Source organism: Exiguobacterium sp. 17-1 (assembly GCF_023096305.1).
Lineage (GTDB): Bacteria > Bacillota > Bacilli > Exiguobacteriales > Exiguobacteriaceae > Exiguobacterium_A > Exiguobacterium_A sibiricum_A.
In genome coordinates this window covers 1-13,865 of sequence record NZ_JALIGJ010000007.1, presented here as the reverse complement: position 1 = coordinate 13,865, position 13,865 = coordinate 1, and the positions used below count along the sequence as shown (strand labels likewise).

Annotated in this window: 21 protein-coding genes; 20 read left to right on the top strand and 1 reads right to left on the bottom strand. The window is 47.6% G+C overall.

Annotation, left to right across the window (positions count from 1 at the left end; all coding sequences use genetic code 11):
• Positions 1 to 5: 5 nt before the first annotated feature.
• The 17 genes from rpmD (at position 6) to rpsI (ending at position 10,547) form a co-directional block, all read left to right on the top strand.
• On the top strand, positions 6 to 191 hold the full coding sequence (gene rpmD / locus MUN34_RS15125; RefSeq protein ID WP_012369027.1) for a 50S ribosomal protein L30: 186 nt from the start codon (positions 6 to 8) through the stop codon (positions 189 to 191).
• A 36-nt stretch (positions 192 to 227) separates the two neighbouring features.
• Positions 228 to 668, top strand: a complete 441-nt coding sequence (rplO, locus tag MUN34_RS15120; protein WP_012369028.1) for a 50S ribosomal protein L15 — start codon at positions 228 to 230, stop codon at positions 666 to 668.
• Positions 668 to 1,957 carry a preprotein translocase subunit SecY gene (gene secY, locus MUN34_RS15115; RefSeq protein WP_012369029.1) on the top strand — a complete coding sequence of 430 codons (1,290 nt, stop codon included), beginning with the start codon at positions 668 to 670 and terminating at the stop codon, positions 1,955 to 1,957. Before rplO ends, secY begins: the two co-directional genes overlap by 1 nt.
• A 72-nt stretch (positions 1,958 to 2,029) precedes the next feature.
• Complete coding sequence (locus MUN34_RS15110) at positions 2,030 to 2,677, top strand: adenylate kinase (protein ID WP_026826920.1); 648 nt, start codon at positions 2,030 to 2,032, stop codon at positions 2,675 to 2,677.
• Positions 2,677 to 3,429, top strand: coding sequence for a type I methionyl aminopeptidase (gene map, locus MUN34_RS15105; protein ID WP_012369031.1), 753 nt, complete (start codon positions 2,677 to 2,679; stop codon positions 3,427 to 3,429). Before MUN34_RS15110 ends, map begins: the two co-directional genes overlap by 1 nt.
• Positions 3,430 to 3,579: 150 nt before the next feature.
• Positions 3,580 to 3,798 (top strand): translation initiation factor IF-1, encoded by a 219-nt coding sequence (gene infA, locus MUN34_RS15100; RefSeq protein ID WP_012369032.1) that lies wholly within the window; start codon positions 3,580 to 3,582, stop codon positions 3,796 to 3,798.
• A 33-nt stretch (positions 3,799 to 3,831) separates the two neighbouring features.
• Entirely contained in the window at positions 3,832 to 3,945 is a 114-nt protein-coding gene (gene rpmJ, locus MUN34_RS15095) for a 50S ribosomal protein L36 (RefSeq protein ID WP_003156543.1), read from the top strand.
• 19 nt (positions 3,946 to 3,964) lie between these two features.
• Positions 3,965 to 4,330, top strand: coding sequence for a 30S ribosomal protein S13 (rpsM, locus tag MUN34_RS15090; protein ID WP_012369033.1), 366 nt, complete (start codon positions 3,965 to 3,967; stop codon positions 4,328 to 4,330).
• 16 nt (positions 4,331 to 4,346) lie between these two features.
• The gene (rpsK, locus tag MUN34_RS15085) at positions 4,347 to 4,742 is read left to right on the top strand and encodes a 30S ribosomal protein S11 (RefSeq protein WP_012369034.1); all 396 of its coding nucleotides are present in this window, start codon (positions 4,347 to 4,349) and stop codon (positions 4,740 to 4,742) included.
• Positions 4,743 to 4,879: 137 nt separating this feature from the next.
• The gene (locus MUN34_RS15080; protein ID WP_012369035.1) at positions 4,880 to 5,824 is read left to right on the top strand and encodes a DNA-directed RNA polymerase subunit alpha; all 945 of its coding nucleotides are present in this window, start codon (positions 4,880 to 4,882) and stop codon (positions 5,822 to 5,824) included.
• A gap of 33 nt (positions 5,825 to 5,857) precedes the next feature.
• Positions 5,858 to 6,229 (top strand): 50S ribosomal protein L17, encoded by a 372-nt coding sequence (rplQ, locus tag MUN34_RS15075; RefSeq protein WP_012369036.1) that lies wholly within the window; start codon positions 5,858 to 5,860, stop codon positions 6,227 to 6,229.
• Between the two features lie 95 nt (positions 6,230 to 6,324).
• Positions 6,325 to 7,155, top strand: coding sequence for an energy-coupling factor ABC transporter ATP-binding protein (locus MUN34_RS15070; protein WP_026826922.1), 831 nt, complete (start codon positions 6,325 to 6,327; stop codon positions 7,153 to 7,155).
• Entirely contained in the window at positions 7,143 to 8,000 is an 858-nt protein-coding gene (locus MUN34_RS15065; protein WP_026826923.1) for an energy-coupling factor transporter ATPase, read from the top strand. The genes MUN34_RS15070 and MUN34_RS15065 overlap by 13 nt, the downstream gene beginning before the upstream one ends.
• Positions 7,997 to 8,788: an energy-coupling factor transporter transmembrane component T family protein gene (locus MUN34_RS15060; protein WP_026826924.1), complete on the top strand. Its 792-nt coding sequence runs from the start codon at positions 7,997 to 7,999 to the stop codon at positions 8,786 to 8,788. Before MUN34_RS15065 ends, MUN34_RS15060 begins: the two co-directional genes overlap by 4 nt.
• A complete protein-coding gene (truA, locus tag MUN34_RS15055; RefSeq protein WP_247858218.1) occupies positions 8,788 to 9,537 on the top strand; it encodes a tRNA pseudouridine(38-40) synthase TruA in 750 nt (249 codons plus the stop codon). The genes MUN34_RS15060 and truA overlap by 1 nt, the downstream gene beginning before the upstream one ends.
• A 155-nt stretch (positions 9,538 to 9,692) precedes the next feature.
• On the top strand, positions 9,693 to 10,130 hold the full coding sequence (rplM, locus tag MUN34_RS15050; protein WP_012369041.1) for a 50S ribosomal protein L13: 438 nt from the start codon (positions 9,693 to 9,695) through the stop codon (positions 10,128 to 10,130).
• 24 nt (positions 10,131 to 10,154) lie between these two features.
• Positions 10,155 to 10,547 (top strand): 30S ribosomal protein S9, encoded by a 393-nt coding sequence (rpsI, locus tag MUN34_RS15045; RefSeq protein ID WP_014969171.1) that lies wholly within the window; start codon positions 10,155 to 10,157, stop codon positions 10,545 to 10,547.
• A gap of 91 nt (positions 10,548 to 10,638) precedes the next feature.
• Here the strand turns inward: rpsI and MUN34_RS15040 are convergent, their stop codons facing one another.
• Positions 10,639 to 10,929, bottom strand: a complete 291-nt coding sequence (locus MUN34_RS15040; protein ID WP_026826926.1) for a hypothetical protein — start codon at positions 10,927 to 10,929, stop codon at positions 10,639 to 10,641.
• 100 nt (positions 10,930 to 11,029) lie between these two features.
• Between MUN34_RS15040 and MUN34_RS15035 the strand changes: the two genes are divergently transcribed.
• The 3 genes from MUN34_RS15035 to MUN34_RS15025 all read left to right on the top strand — a co-directional run bounded on the left by MUN34_RS15035 (position 11,030) and on the right by MUN34_RS15025 (position 13,483).
• Entirely contained in the window at positions 11,030 to 11,662 is a 633-nt protein-coding gene (locus MUN34_RS15035; RefSeq protein ID WP_247858217.1) for a M15 family metallopeptidase, read from the top strand.
• A 180-nt stretch (positions 11,663 to 11,842) separates the two neighbouring features.
• Positions 11,843 to 12,874 (top strand): Mrp/NBP35 family ATP-binding protein, encoded by a 1,032-nt coding sequence (locus MUN34_RS15030; protein WP_247858215.1) that lies wholly within the window; start codon positions 11,843 to 11,845, stop codon positions 12,872 to 12,874.
• Between the two features lie 3 nt (positions 12,875 to 12,877).
• Positions 12,878 to 13,483, top strand: a complete 606-nt coding sequence (locus MUN34_RS15025; protein WP_026826929.1) for a KinB-signaling pathway activation protein — start codon at positions 12,878 to 12,880, stop codon at positions 13,481 to 13,483.
• Positions 13,484 to 13,865: the final 382 nt, after the last annotated feature.

The following is a 13,865-nucleotide window of genomic DNA, read 5'->3' as shown; positions in this document are numbered from 1 at the left end:
TACAGATGGCGAAACTCGCAGTTACCCTCACACGCAGCATGATCGGTCGTCCGGAGAACCAACGCGTTACTACTCGTACGCTTGGTCTCCGTAAGATGCACCAAACTGTTGTCGTACCTGACAACGCTGCTATGCGTGGGATGATTAACCACGTGTCACACTTATTGACAGTTAAAGAAATTCAAGAGTAATACGTTTGATATAATTTTATGAGGAGGTGCCCCACTATGAAACTCCATGAATTGAAACCAGCTGCTGGTTCACGTTCAGAACGCAACCGTGTAGGTCGCGGTATGTCTTCTGGTAACGGTAAGACTTCTGGCCGTGGTCACAAAGGTCAAAAAGCTCGTTCAGGCGGTGGTGTTCGTCCAGGTTTCGAAGGTGGACAAAACCCACTTTTCCGTCGTTTACCAAAACGCGGCTTCAACAACCCGACTCGTAAAGAGTTCGCGGTTATCAACCTTGACACACTTAACCGTTTTGAAGATGGAACGGAAGTAACACCAGAACTTCTTATCGAGACTCGCGCAGTCAAAGGTATGAAAGATGGCGTGAAGATCCTTTCTAACGGTAAGATTGAAAAGAAACTGACAGTAAAAGCTCACAAGTTCTCCGAAGCTGCGAAGCAAGCGATCGAAGCTGCCGGCGGTACGGTTGAGGTGATCTAATGTTTCAAGCGATCTCCAATATGTGGCGCGTAGCCGACATTCGTCGGCGCATTCTCTTTACCTTGGCTCTGATTATCGTGTTCCGTATCGGTGCACATATCCCAGTCCCAATGGTAAACACTGAAGTATTCAAGATTGACCAGAATGGTATTCTTGGTTTCTTGAATTCCTTCGGCGGGAATGCTTTGCAGAATTTCTCACTCTTTGCGATGGGAATCATGCCGTATATCACGGCCTCGATCGTTGTCCAACTCTTACAGATGGACGTTGTTCCAAAGTTTGCCGAATGGGCAAAACAAGGAGAGGCGGGCCGTAAGAAGTTAGCAACGGTAACGCGCTATGGAACGATCGTACTCGGCTTAGTCCAAGCGTTTGGAATCGCGCTTGGATTTAACCGTATCTACCCAGGTCTTGTCGATGAGCAATACGGCACCTGGACGTACGTTATGATTGCACTTGTTTTGACGGCGGGTACCGCATTCTTGATGTTCCTCGGTGAACTCATCACGGAGAAGGGCATTGGTAACGGGATATCAATGATCATCTTCGCTGGGATTGTCGCAGGCTTCCCGAACGCGTTCCGTCAGATCTATGAAACAAAGCTCCAAAATGCAGGGGATGCTTTGTTTGTCAATGTGCTTTATATCGTACTGTTGCTTTTAATCATCATCGCGGTCATCGTCGGAGTCATCTATGTGCAGCAAGCTGCCCGTAAGATTCCGATCCAGTACGCTAAGCGTACGGTGAACCGTGCACCAGTAGGCGGTCAATCGACACACTTGCCGATTAAACTGAATGCTGCTGGTGTTATCCCAGTTATCTTCGCTGTATCGTTCATGGTGACGCCACCAACGGTTGCAAGTTTCTTTGCAAGTCCGGAAAATGCGACGAAGATCCGTGACATTTTCGACTATACGAGTCCAATCGGTATGTCGATCTATGTGGCACTGATCATTGCATTTTCTTACTTCTATACATTCGTTCAGGTTAACCCGGAACAAATGGCAGAGAACCTTCAAAAGCAAGGCGGATACATTCCTGGTATTCGTCCTGGTAAGCAAACGGAACAGTACATCACGAAGATCCTGTACCGTCTGACATTCTTCGGCTCACTCTTCCTCGCTGTCATCGCGGTGACGCCAACGTTCTTTATTAAGTTCGCTGGTTTACCGAACTCGGTGCAGATTGGTGGAACAAGCCTGTTGATCGTCATCGGTGTAGGTCTTGAGACGATGAAACAGATTGAAAGTCAACTGGTTAAACGACACTACAAAGGCTTTATCCGATAAGGCGGGAGGAAGGGGACCATCCCTTTCCTTTCTGTTGTGTCTATAGAGTCTATAGAAGTGGAGGCTACCGACATGAATCTTGTATTGATGGGCTTGCCGGGTGCTGGAAAAGGGACGCAGGCTGCGAAAATTATCGAAGACTACGCCATTCCACACATCTCGACAGGCGACATGTTCCGTGCGGCGATCAAAGATCAAACACCGCTCGGGCAGGAAGCGAAATCGTACATGGATAAAGGGGAACTCGTTCCGGATGAAGTCACAATCGGCATCGTACGTGAACGTCTCGCCAAAGAAGACTGTGCAAATGGTTTTCTTCTTGACGGTTTCCCACGCACAGTGAAACAAGCAGATGCTCTTGAAGTATTGCTTGCGGATCTAAATAAACAAATCGATCACGTCGTTCACATCGGTGTGAACCCGGAGAAACTTGTCCCTCGTTTGACAGGCCGCCGGATTTGCCCGACATGTGGAGCAACGTATCATGTCATCTATAACCCGCCAAAAGTGGAGGGTGTCTGTGATATCGACGGATCAGCACTTGTTCAACGTGAAGATGATCAAGAAGAAACGGTTCGCCGTCGTCTTGAAGTCAACGTCGCTCAAGCGCAACCTTTGATTGACTTTTACGCTGAAAAAGGGTATCTTCGTAATTTGGACGGTGATCGTCCGATTAATGAAGTTTATTCCGATGTTCAAGCACTTCTTGGTGATCAGTAATGATCATTACGAAAGCGCCGCGTGAAATCGACATCATGCGTCAGGCGGGACAAATCGTCGCCCGGACGCATAAGGAGCTGAAAGCTCATATTCGTCCAGGGATCACAACGGGGCAACTCGATGCGATTGCTGAACGCTATATTCGAAGTCAAGGGGCAACACCATCGTTTAAAGGTTATAATGGGTTTACTGGCAGCATCTGTGCTTCAGTAAATGAAGAACTTGTCCATGGTATTCCGGGTGACCGCGTACTCCACGATGGAGACATCATCTCGATTGATATCGGGGCGGAGTATAACGGATATCACGGAGATTCAGCCTGGACATATCCGGTAGGTACAATCTCTGAAGAGACGAAGCGGTTACTTGACGTAACTGAAGAATCTCTGTATAAAGGATTGGAGCGCGCCAAAGCTGGCGTGCACCTGACAGATATTTCGCATGCGATTCAGTCACATGTTGAAGCAGCGAATTTTTCTGTAGTCCGCGAATATGTGGGCCACGGCGTGGGACAAAATTTGCATGAAGATCCGCAAATTCCACATTATGGACCACCGGGGAAAGGGCCGCGCCTGAAAACTGGCATGACCTTGGCGATTGAGCCAATGGTTAATGTCGGAAAACGCTATGTTCGCACGCTATCCGACAATTGGACGGTAGTGACAGTGGACGGTAGCATGTGCGCCCACTTTGAGCACACCATCGCCATCACAGACGAAGGCTACGAGATCTTAACGGTCGATGCAGAGTGAGCTGTGCGCGTTATTGGTGTCACCTTTCTATAAGCCGCTATCCACTCGTGTTTGTGACCGATGATTCTCTCACGGCTACTGTAGAAAGCCCCTAAGCGCTACAAATCGTCTGGGCTCCCAATCAACTTTATAGAGAAAGGGGTATAATTGATGGCGAAACAAGATGTAATCGAAGTGGAAGGTACGGTTATCGAACCGCTTCCAAACGCGATGTTTAAGGTGGAGTTAGAAAACGGCCACACGGTCCTCGCGCACGTCTCAGGAAAAATTCGGATGCACTTCATTCGGATCCTACCAGGAGATAAAGTAACGGTTGAGTTGTCACCATACGACTTGACTCGCGGACGGATCACATACCGTTTCAAATAAAAACTCCGATTTTTTCAGGAGGAGGTATTCACAATGAAAGTAAGACCTTCGGTTAAACCGATCTGTGAAAAATGTAAAGTTATCCGCCGTAAAGGCAAAGTAATGGTTATTTGCGAAAACCCTAAGCATAAACAAAAACAAGGGTAATAAACAAGGAGGTGCACACATGGCACGTATTGCTGGTGTAGATATTCCACGTGAGAAACGCATCGTTATCTCACTCACTTACATCTATGGTGTTGGTAAAACGACTGCTCAGAAAGTCTTGAAAGAAGCTGGTATCTCTGAAGATACTCGTACTCGTGAATTGACTGAAGAACAACTCAACCAACTCCGTGATGGATTAGATAAAGTAAAAGTTGAGGGTGACCTTCGTCGTGAAATCTCACTCAACATCAAACGTTTGATCGAAATCGGTTGCTACCGTGGTGTTCGTCACCGTCGTGGTCTTCCAGTTCGTGGTCAAAACACTAAAAACAACTCGCGTACTCGTAAAGGCCCACGCCGTACAGTAGCGAACAAGAAGAAGTAAGGGAGGGTAAACTAAGATGGCAAAACGTAAACAGAATGTTCGTAGTAAACGTAAAGTCAAAAAGAATATTGAATCTGGTATCGTGCATATCCGTTCAACATTCAACAACACAATCGTTACGATCACTGACATGCAAGGGAATGCAATCTCTTGGGCAACTGCAGGTAACATGGGCTTCAAAGGCTCACGTAAATCAACTCCATTTGCTGCGCAACTCGCTTCTGAAACTGCTGCGAAAACAGCAATGGATAACGGTATGCGTACTGTAGAAGTTAACGTTAAAGGTCCTGGTGCAGGTCGTGAAGCTGCAATCCGTGCGCTCCAAGCAATCGGTCTTGAAGTAACAGCGATCCGTGACGTAACTCCAGTTCCACACAACGGTTGCCGCCCTCCAAAACGTCGTCGCGTGTAACCCGTCTTGTACTGCAAAGCGGGAATTCGAGTAGACTTTCGTTGATCGTTTGACCAAGCAAGGCAGTAGAAACGTACACAAGACGGTTGGCGATTGAACGCGATGGCCAACATGACGATATTCAAGGAGGGGTTCAGATGATCGAAATCGAAAAGCCGAAGATTGAAACGGTCGAATTAAGCGATAACGCTACGTTTGGTAAATTCGTGGTAGAACCGCTTGAACGTGGATTCGGTACAACGCTTGGCAACTCATTGCGTCGTATCCTATTATCTTCACTTCCGGGTGCTGCAGTTACTGCAGTCCAAATCGATGGCGTTCTTCATGAGTTCTCGACGATTGATGGCGTTGTAGAAGACGTTACCCAAATCATCTTGAACCTTAAGAAACTCGCCCTCAAAGTTTACTCGGAAGAAGAGAAAACACTTGAGATCGATATTCAAGGCGCCGGCGTTGTTACTGCTGCGAACATTACGCATGACAGCGACGTCGAAATCCTCAACCCAGAACTCCACATCGCAACACTTGCAGAAGGTGCATCACTTCATATGCGTCTGACAGCTCGTCGTGGCCGTGGTTACGTTCAGGCTGAAGATAACAAACGGGACGATATGCCAATCGGCGTCATTCCAATTGATTCGATTTACACGCCAATTCAACGTGTAAACTATCAAGTTGAAAAAACACGTGTTGGTCAAGATGCGAGCTTCGATAAGTTGACGCTTGATGTTTGGACGGACGGTTCAATCCGCCCGGAAGAAGCAGTGTCACTCGGTGCAAAAATCATGACAGAACACTTAAACATCTTTGTTGGTCTTACAGACGAAGCGCTCCATGCCGAAATCATGGTCGAAAAGGAAGAAGATCAGAAAGAAAAAGTACTTGAAATGACGATCGAAGAACTCGATCTTTCAGTTCGTTCGTACAACTGTTTGAAACGTGCCGGCATCAATACGGTTCAAGAACTCGCGAACAAGAGCGAAGACGAGATGATGAAAGTTCGTAACCTCGGACGTAAATCACTCGAAGAAGTTCAAGCGAAGCTCGATGAACTCGGACTGGGCCTACGTAAAGAAGACTAAAACTATTAATTGCACGAAGGAGGGAATCCATCCATGGCATACTCGAAATTAGGCCGTACAAGCTCACAACGTAAGGCACTTTTGCGTGACCTTGCGACTGATCTCATCATCAATGAGCGTATCCAAACTACAGAACAAAAAGCGAAGGAACTTCGTCCAGTCGTTGAGAAACTCATCACTTTAGGTAAACGCGGTGATCTCCACGCTCGTCGTCAAGTTGCATCGTTCGTTCGTCGCGAAGCTGCTGGTCAAAACGAAGCTGGTAAAACACAAGATGCAATCCAAAAATTGTTTGCTGATGTTGCTCCACGTTTTGCTGAGCGTCAAGGTGGTTACACACGTATCATGAAAATGGGACCACGTCGTGGTGACGGCGCAGAAATGGTCATCATCGAACTCGTTTAATTTTTAAATGATTCGAATAAAAGGGCAGTGCGTAACTCGCTTCTGCCCTTTTGTTACAAATGAAATTATTTTGATTTGATGAAGGAGGAGCAGACATGACAAAGCTGATTGAGTTGGAACAGGTGACGTACCGTTACCCGGAACAAGAACAACCAGCCTTACGGAATGTCTCTCTTTCGATTCATTCGCAGGAATGGGTCGCGATCGTTGGACACAACGGCTCTGGAAAATCAACGCTGACGAAGCTGTTTAACGGATTGTTGCTTCCTGAAGAAGGAACGGTTACTGTCAACGAGACATTCTCGAGTGCAGTACCGGAGCAACTATGGGAGATGCGCCGCGCAATCGGTATCGTCTTTCAAAATCCGGATAATCAGTTCGTTGGCACGACCGTGCGCGACGACGTGGCATTTGCCCTTGAAAACTGGGGTGTGCCACGCGAGGAAATGGTTCGTCGTATCGACGACAGTCTAGCGCGCGTTGGCCTTACGGATTTTGTTGATCGGGAACCCCATCAACTATCCGGCGGACAGAAGCAGCGTGTCGCAATCGCCTCGGCGCTTGCGATGCGCCCTGATGTTCTCGTGCTCGATGAAGCGACATCGATGCTTGATCCGATTGCACGAACTGAGGTTATGTCGACCGTCCAGGAATTATATGAGCAACACCCGATGGCCGTCGTTGCCATTACACATGAACTCGATGAAGTCTTAAGGGCCAGTCGTGTCATTGTCATGGATGCGGGGCAAATCGTTTTAGAAGGCACACCGCAAGAGGTGTTTGCACAATCCGCGTTTCTTGAGCAGATTGGACTAGATGTTCCATTCGTCGTCCGGGTGCAGGAGCAACTTTCGGCACGTGGTCTTACTTATGAGGACACGATACTAGATGAAAGAGACTTGGTGAACCGCTTATGCCAATCTTAATCCAGGAATTGAATTATACGTACCAACTCAATAGTCCGTTTGAACGAGTCGCGCTGCGTGATGTGAATCTTGAGATTCCGTCAGGGGCGCTTGTTGCGTTTGTGGGGCATACCGGTTCCGGAAAATCCACGCTCGTCCAACATATCAACGGCTTGTTGAAACCAACTGCCGGTAAGGTACAGGTTGATGACATCATCATCGAACCAAAACGAAAACAAGATTTAAAGGCGCTCCGTAAACGGGTGGGTCTTGTCTTTCAGTATCCGGAATATCAATTGTTCGAAGAAACCGTCTTGAAAGATGTCATGTTTGGTCCAATGAACTTTGGTCATACACCGGCAGAGGCAGAACGGTTAGCGAAAGATGCCTTACGTACCGTGGGACTCGATGAAGTCTTCTGGTCACGTTCTCCGTTTGACCTGTCTGGTGGGCAAATGAGGCGTGTTGCGATTGCGGGCGTACTCGCTAGTCAACCAGACGTGTTGATCGTCGATGAACCAACAGCAGGACTTGATCCGCAAGGACGAAAGCAGATGCTGTCTCTTTTCGCTGAGCTGCATGCGCAATCAGGAATGACCTTGCTGTTGATTACACACGATATGGATCAAGTCCTTGAGTATACGAACCGGGTCGTCGTCATGGAAGAGGGACAAGTCGCGTATGACGGAGAACCAATGGGTCTATTCCGTCAAGAAACGTTACTGCGTCAATTCCATCTCGATTTACCCCACGTTTTGGCGTTTGCTTGGAGGATGGCCGATCAATTGAAACAGCCACGCCCGTCGCTTCAGACGGAAGCGGAATTGATTGAATGGATTTTGCATGTACGGGGGGACGGACGATGATCGTAGGACAACATATACCAGGGTCGTCGTATTTACATCGTTCGTCGGCCGTCGCGAAAATCATTTTTGCCTTTTGTTTTATTCCTCTTGTGTTTTTAGCCAATAATGCAGCAACGAATATTTTTTTATTGCTGTTTACGTTTTTTGCTTTAGCGAGTAGTAAATTACCAATCCGTTACGTCTTAAAAGGGCTGCGACCGATTTTATTCTTAATCGTCTTTACGTTTATCATTCAGCTGTTGTTTACGCGTGAAGGGGCCATTCTGTTTGAATTTGGCTGGTTCAAGATTTATGAAGAAGGATTGCGTCTTGCCATCATCGTTTCGCTCCGGTTCTTTTACCTCGTATCGATTACGACACTCGTCACGTTGACGACGTCACCAATCGAACTGACGGATGCGATTGAGTTGTTACTCAAACCATTTAAAGTCGTCCGTGTCCCGACGCACGAGATTGCCTTGATGTTGTCGATTTCCCTTCGTTTCCTGCCGACCTTGGCAGAGGAGACGGAAAAAATCATGAAGGCACAGCAGGCACGCGGTGTCGATTTATCGGCGGGTCCGATCAAAGAACGTTTGCGGGCCATTATTCCTTTGCTGATTCCACTTTTCATCTCGGCGTTTAAACGGGCAGAAGATCTTGCGACAGCGATGGAAGCCCGGGGATACCGGGGGGGCGAAGGACGGACACGACTCCGTGAGTCCAAATGGACAGGTCGCGACACGGGGCTGATTGTCCTTCTGATCGTCCTCGGACTGCTTCTAGTCTATTTACGGGGAGGCTTTTGATGCGACGCTTTAAATGTACGATTCAGTATGACGGGACGGACTATTCCGGGTACCAAGTACAACCGAACGGTCTGACGATTCAGGAAGTCCTCGAGAAGACGCTTGAGCGGATGCATAAGCACCCGGTCAAGGTGATTGGTTCCGGGCGTACGGATGCGCGTGTGCACGCACAGGGACAAGTCATTCATTTTGATACGGAACTGGCGATTGCACCTGCAAGCATGGTGAAGGCCCTAAATACGTTATTACCGGACGATATTCGCGTTCGTGACTGTAAAGAGGTCGCTTCTGACTTCGAAGCAAGGTATGATGTAGTAGGGAAAGAGTATCGGTACTTCGTGCGCCGGACGGAAGATGCGTTTCGACGTCATCACTCCGTCCTGATTCCGTATTCGCTCGATGTTGCGCAAATTCGTCTGGGATTAGCGCATTTAGTCGGGACTCATGACTTCAGTTCGTTCTGTGTCGCGAAGACAGAGACGGACAATCGTGTTCGGACGATTTATGAAGCGGAACTGATTGAACAAGGAGAAGAACTGATTTTTCGTTTTCAGGGAAGCGGTTTTCTCTACAATCAGATTCGGATCATGGTCGGCACGTTGCTTGATGTCGGACGCGGTCGATTTACTCCGGAAGACATCAAACGAATGCTCGAAGCGAAGGATCGAAACGTCGCTGGTGTGACGGCACCACCGCACGGGTTATACCTTTGGGAAGTTTTCTACCCAGAGTCTAAAAAAGGCATTTGACATTAGCCGCTAAAAAACATACAATGTTTATTGGCATTTCATTTATTATGAAACCACAATCTTAGCCCCGTACACCTAAGATTCTGATAGATTCAAACAGTGAATAAATGAAAAATCAAAAAAGAAATTTTTAAATTCCTTAGGAGGTATTTTACATGCGCACAACTTTCATGGCGAAAGCTACTGATGTAGAACGCAAATGGCTCCTTATCGACGCAGAAGGCAAAACACTCGGTCGTCTTTCGAGCGAAGTGGCTTCACTTCTCCGCGGTAAGCACAAACCTACGTTCACACCACACGTTGACTGTGGGGATCACGTTATCCTCATCAACGTTGAGAAAATCGTATTAACTGGTAACAAACTCGACAAAAAGGTCTACTACCGTCACTCTGGTCATCCAGGCGGCTTGAAGCAGACTGTCGCACGCGACTTACTCGCTAACAAACCTGAGCGTATGCTTGAACTCGCGATCAAAGGGATGCTTCCAAAAGGTAGCCTCGGTCGTCAAATGTTCAACAAACTCCACGTTTACGCTGGAGATACTCATAAGCAAGAAGCACAACAACCAGAAGTTTACGAACTTCGCGGTTAATACGAATTTAGGAGGAACTACACGATGGCAGATGTACGTTACTACGGCACTGGTCGCCGTAAAAGCGCGGCAGCTCGCGTTTTCCTCGTTGCTGGAGACGGTAAAGTCACAGTTAACGGGCGCGATATCAGCGAATACTTCGGTTATGAAACATTAATCATGACTGCAAAAGAACCACTTGTACTCACAGAAACAGAAGGCAAATACGATATCATGGTAACGGTCAAAGGCGGCGGCTTCACTGGTCAAGCAGGCGCAATCCGTCACGGTATCTCACGTGCTCTTCTTCAAGCGGATCCAGACTTCCGTGGCACACTTAAAGCTAAAGGTTTCCTCACACGCGATGCTCGTATGAAAGAACGTAAAAAATACGGTCTCAAAGCAGCACGTCGTGCACCTCAGTTCTCAAAACGTTAATCGTTTTATCTCTCATCCTTACGGGTGGGAGATTTTTTTATGCAAAAAAAACCGCTTTCTGACCGGTAGCGGTCAAAAAGCGGTCTGTTGTTCAGAATGTACGACGTCGGATGGTTCGGATGAGGAATAAAAGTGCCATCAAACCAATGAATGTCAGTGGAATGCTCCACAGGAAAAGATCCTTTAAAAAAGAAATAGGATCGTACGTCGTTTGTGAACCAACTTTACCAACAAAAGACGTGTCCTGACTTAATACCGTGCTGTTCTCGGGGAGAGTGGGCTGATAAGCCGCGTTCGCCTCATGCACCGTATTAAAGTAAATTGCATAACCAGTATGTAAGAGAACAGTCAAGATACCTGAGAAGGCAACCATCTTTTTCATCAAAAAACTCCTTTTTCCGAATGATTTGTGAGGACATGTCCATCGATAAGTATACCGAATTCTGTTTTCGGGAACAGTCTACAAAGGAGTGTGGTGAACGATGACCGTATCAGTCAGTTGGTTATTAGAACGGGCCAACCGAAAACTGAATGTTCCGGGACTGTCGCCGGAAGTTGCGCGAAAGACACGTCAAGTCATCCGGGAGCTTCATGTCAAAGGGATTTATGTCGGGGTGGCCCAAGGATTCCGGTCCTACGCCGAGCAGGAGAAGCTGTATGCGCAAGGACGGACGATGCCGGGCGCAGTCGTCACGAATGCGCGTGGGGGACAATCAAATCATAACCGAGGGATTGCCGTGGATCTGTTTCAATATTCCGTGGACGGGACAGAAGCAATTTTTAATACCGATGCCAACTTTCAGCAAATCGTCCAGGCGATGAAGCGGCAAGGTTTTTCCTGGGGCGGAGACTGGGGTGGGTTTAAAGACTATCCGCACTTTGAGCTGAACAAAACGACGACGGATGTCTTAGTGCCTTATCCGGGGCAACCTCTCTATAAAGGAGCCATAAACATGAACAGCAGGGACATCGAACGGATTCAGCGAGCGGTCAAGGCGACTGTCACGAAACGTTTTGATGCGGAGACCGCCGATAAAGTACGTGCCTATCAAGACCGGCAAGGATTAGCGGTTGATGGTGTCGTCGGACCTGCGACATGGAACCGGATGTTTTAAACGTAGAGATCCCCTTTTTACAATTGTGAAGAGGGGGATCTCTCTTTTTTCATCTTTCAGGTAACTTCCTTACGAGTCTTCAAGGAAATGTCATGCTTTCCGAGTCGAAATGTGCAAGCGCTATCTTATTTTTGTTATACTGAAATGGATTAAATCGAACGTTCTCAGGGGGAAGACACTATGTTGAATGAACAAGAAATTCGCGAGGTGGTCGGGCAATTGATCGATCCGACGATTGAACGCTCGCTTACAGATACGAACGGGATTCGCGATGTCCGCATCAAAGGAGACTATGTCAGTCTCAAAATCGCACTGGCACAAGCAGGATCGGGCGAACAGCTCGCGTTACAGCAACAGATCGTCAAAGAGTTGAAGGGAAAAGGATTCAAGACGGTCGGCTTACGTTTTGAGGCACTCGGCGATCACGGTATTCAAGCCGCGACGACACCATCAATCCTCAAACCGGAATCAGGCACGACATTCATTGCGGTAGCTTCCGGTAAAGGCGGTGTCGGAAAATCGACGGTTTCCGTCAACTTGGCAGTTGCCCTCGCACGGGCAGGAAAAAAAGTTGGCTTGATCGACGCGGATATCTACGGATTCAGTGTACCGGACATGATGGGAATCGAAACCCGTCCGACGGTCGTCAACGACCGTATTATTCCACCTGAACGATTTGGCGTTAAAGTCATCTCGATGGGCTTCTTCGTCGAAGACAATGCACCTGTCATCTGGCGTGGCCCGATGCTCGGAAAGATGTTAAACAACTTCTTCTCTGACGTCGAGTGGGGCGACCTCGATTACTTACTGCTTGATTTACCACCGGGTACAGGCGACGTGGCACTCGATATTCATTCGATGTTGCCAAGCTGTCAGGAACTGATTGTCACGACACCGCACGCAACTGCGGCATTCGTTGCTGCACGTGCAGGGGCGATGGCGATCAAAACAAACCACCGTTTGCTCGGAATCATCGAGAATATGGCGTATTTCGAAAGCAAGACGACTGGCGAAAAAGAGTATGTGTTTGGTTCAGGCGGCGGAGAGAAGTTGTCAGAAGCGTTAAAAACAGATATTCTAGCTAAGATTCCACTTGGACAGCCGTATGCAAATGAAACGGACTTTGCACCGTCGATTTACCGTGACGACCATCCATTTGAAACACACTATAATGAACTCGCAGCGCGTGTCATCGAAAAAGTAGAGGGATAATGAATGAAGACTAGAGGATTTTTGAAGCTGTTTTGGATGACGCTCCTGATCGGGACGCTCGCCGGCTTCGTGTTTAACCTTGTCGCTGAACCAGGTTATGTCCGTAACCAATCGATCAGCGGATATGTTACGGCCTTGGCTTACAGCAGTACATGGACAGCCATCAGTTTGATGGGATTCTTTTCATATCTGATCCTTCACCGGGTCGGACTCGATATTTTCCGGGGGGCTAAGCTATGGGATCGGGTCCAAATCGTCTTAATCGCATTTGCGTTATTCGACGGGATCTACCTTCGGGGACTTGCTTTCGGATTTGAAAAAACGAACCTGTACATTGGAGAGATGGTTGTCTTACTGCTCATCGCGTTTTTTGTCGCTCGGACGAAAGCGCGCGAGACAAACTTCACGGCATTCGTGCCGACACTCTTTTTGATGACAGTCATCACATTGATTGAATGGGTGCCGGCTCTTCAGGCGACACAAGACAAACGGATGTTATGGGCAGCGCTTGCCACATTACTCGTTTGTAATGCGTATCAAATTCTGATGTTGCATCGACTGCAGGAAAAACCAAATTCAGCGAATGCTGCGTCTGGCAAAAGAGCGTAAAAGAAAGGGCGCCGTTCTACCGTTTTATCCGGTCAGAGCGGCGTCCGTCTTTTTTTAATATTTTTTTAGAAAAACAGTTGACGAAAAAAACAAGAGTTGATATATTAATACATGTCGCTGAGGCACACGCCACACAGACACGTCGAAAACGAAAAAAACTTATGAAAAAAGTTATTGACACCAGTTAATACTTTACTGTAAGATTTAAAAGTCGTCAAACGACATATCGGACTTTGAAAACTGAACGATGAGGCAAAAAAACGTATCTTCGGATACAAACAATGAATGAAGCGCAAGCTTCGTCAACGTGACTCCGGTCACAACAACGAGCAAGTCAAACACTTTATGGAGAGTTTGATCCTGGCTCAGGACGAACGCTGGC

Excerpts from the sequence above, each read along its gene's own strand:
- rplM (WP_012369041.1), top strand. The coding sequence starts at position 9,693 with ATGCGCACAACTTTCATGGCGAAAGCTACTGATGTAGAACGCAAATGG.
- map (WP_012369031.1), top strand. The coding sequence starts at position 2,677 with ATGATCATTACGAAAGCGCCGCGTGAAATCGACATCATGCGTCAGGCG.
- rplQ (WP_012369036.1), top strand. The coding sequence starts at position 5,858 with ATGGCATACTCGAAATTAGGCCGTACAAGCTCACAACGTAAGGCACTT.
- MUN34_RS15040 (WP_026826926.1), bottom strand. The coding sequence starts at position 10,929 with ATGAAAAAGATGGTTGCCTTCTCAGGTATCTTGACTGTTCTCTTACAT.
- rpmD (WP_012369027.1), top strand. The coding sequence starts at position 6 with ATGGCGAAACTCGCAGTTACCCTCACACGCAGCATGATCGGTCGTCCG.
- MUN34_RS15060 (WP_026826924.1), top strand. The coding sequence starts at position 7,997 with ATGATCGTAGGACAACATATACCAGGGTCGTCGTATTTACATCGTTCG.
- rpsK (WP_012369034.1), top strand. The coding sequence starts at position 4,347 with ATGGCAAAACGTAAACAGAATGTTCGTAGTAAACGTAAAGTCAAAAAG.
- infA (WP_012369032.1), top strand. The coding sequence starts at position 3,580 with ATGGCGAAACAAGATGTAATCGAAGTGGAAGGTACGGTTATCGAACCG.
- MUN34_RS15080 (WP_012369035.1), top strand. The coding sequence starts at position 4,880 with ATGATCGAAATCGAAAAGCCGAAGATTGAAACGGTCGAATTAAGCGAT.
- MUN34_RS15035 (WP_247858217.1), top strand. The coding sequence starts at position 11,030 with ATGACCGTATCAGTCAGTTGGTTATTAGAACGGGCCAACCGAAAACTG.
- secY (WP_012369029.1), top strand. The coding sequence starts at position 668 with ATGTTTCAAGCGATCTCCAATATGTGGCGCGTAGCCGACATTCGTCGG.
- rpsI (WP_014969171.1), top strand. The coding sequence starts at position 10,155 with ATGGCAGATGTACGTTACTACGGCACTGGTCGCCGTAAAAGCGCGGCA.
- MUN34_RS15110 (WP_026826920.1), top strand. The coding sequence starts at position 2,030 with ATGAATCTTGTATTGATGGGCTTGCCGGGTGCTGGAAAAGGGACGCAG.
- rplO (WP_012369028.1), top strand. The coding sequence starts at position 228 with ATGAAACTCCATGAATTGAAACCAGCTGCTGGTTCACGTTCAGAACGC.
- MUN34_RS15070 (WP_026826922.1), top strand. The coding sequence starts at position 6,325 with ATGACAAAGCTGATTGAGTTGGAACAGGTGACGTACCGTTACCCGGAA.
- MUN34_RS15030 (WP_247858215.1), top strand. The coding sequence starts at position 11,843 with ATGTTGAATGAACAAGAAATTCGCGAGGTGGTCGGGCAATTGATCGAT.
- rpsM (WP_012369033.1), top strand. The coding sequence starts at position 3,965 with ATGGCACGTATTGCTGGTGTAGATATTCCACGTGAGAAACGCATCGTT.
- MUN34_RS15065 (WP_026826923.1), top strand. The coding sequence starts at position 7,143 with ATGCCAATCTTAATCCAGGAATTGAATTATACGTACCAACTCAATAGT.
- MUN34_RS15025 (WP_026826929.1), top strand. The coding sequence starts at position 12,878 with ATGAAGACTAGAGGATTTTTGAAGCTGTTTTGGATGACGCTCCTGATC.
- truA (WP_247858218.1), top strand. The coding sequence starts at position 8,788 with ATGCGACGCTTTAAATGTACGATTCAGTATGACGGGACGGACTATTCC.
- rpmJ (WP_003156543.1), top strand. The coding sequence starts at position 3,832 with ATGAAAGTAAGACCTTCGGTTAAACCGATCTGTGAAAAATGTAAAGTT.